The organism is Komagataeibacter sp. SM21 (genome assembly GCF_041402665.1).
GTDB classification, from domain to species: Bacteria; Pseudomonadota; Alphaproteobacteria; order Acetobacterales; family Acetobacteraceae; genus Komagataeibacter; species Komagataeibacter saccharivorans.
The window spans coordinates 1-933 of sequence record NZ_JBGLOV010000082.1; the positions used below are offsets into that span (position 1 = coordinate 1).

The 933-nt window shown below is 53.8% G+C and carries 1 protein-coding gene and 1 pseudogene; both read right to left on the minus strand.

Going from position 1 to position 933, the window contains the following annotated elements; genetic code table 11:
* Positions 1 to 199 (minus strand): annotated as a pseudogene (locus ACBR42_RS17145) (MucR family transcriptional regulator); the annotation flags it as partial.
* A 349-nt stretch (positions 200 to 548) separates the two neighbouring features.
* A partial coding sequence (locus tag ACBR42_RS17150; protein ID WP_371208846.1) for a hypothetical protein occupies positions 549 to 933 on the minus strand: 385 nt, incomplete at its 5' end.

Genomic DNA, 933 nt, shown 5'->3' on the forward strand with positions numbered 1-933 from the left:
TTGTGCCAGCCGGTAAGGCAGGCGAGGGAACCGCTTCCGTTCCGCTGGCGATATCTTCCCTCACGGCTGCCGTCACACTCCGGATCAGCAATGGAATGGCATCAGGGGTCAATGCTGTCTGGGGGTTCCCGAGATACGCTGAAACGATGCTCGTCATGGCGGTGATGATGGTATGGTCCGGCCCGTCAGATTGATTCACTGAAATATTCTCCTGTTGTTTACGCTTCTATATTTCGAATACTGTGCCCGAGTTTGTTTACTGGCACAACCAGCCATGGCCAGAGGGGTATTCGTGCATCACGTCTGAATCAGATCTTAACCCTTTGTCTGGTACCTGTAACGGGTGCAATGCTTATATCGGGATAGCCCATGGAGAAAATGCGCAGTAATAGACGAAGAGTCCTATCCACGAGACGGCAGTGACAGAGAGCCATGCCTTACGCTTTCTCAGCACAAGTCCTGCAAGGCAGAATATCATCGCGCCAGCGATTATGAGTTCCATCTGGAACTGGAGAAGCGCTTCAGGTGAATAGTATCTATCCATTCATTTAAGCCCTCTCTTCCAGTGTCGGGCCTGTGTGATTCAGGGATTTCGGACAGTGTGCCCGGATCGCGTCGTTTCCCCAGTCGATGAAATCTTCCATGCTCTGCTTTGTCGCGAAGCCAATGATGACGTTCCCATCAATGGCTCCCGAGATTACCAGACTGCGGCATGCCAGCCGTTTGGCATGGTCCTCAGCGTCCAGATCAGCATCATCGAACAGGACGCCGTCAAACAGGACGAAGTGTTCGATATCGAAATCCGTCGAGGTATGCGCGAAAGTTGGTGACGCTTGATCAGGCGGCAGCTTGAAGGTGGCGTACGCCGTCGCGGAACTCAACCCCGCTGATGACGTCCGGCAGGCGGTTCCGGCCGTCGAGCATCCGCCATTT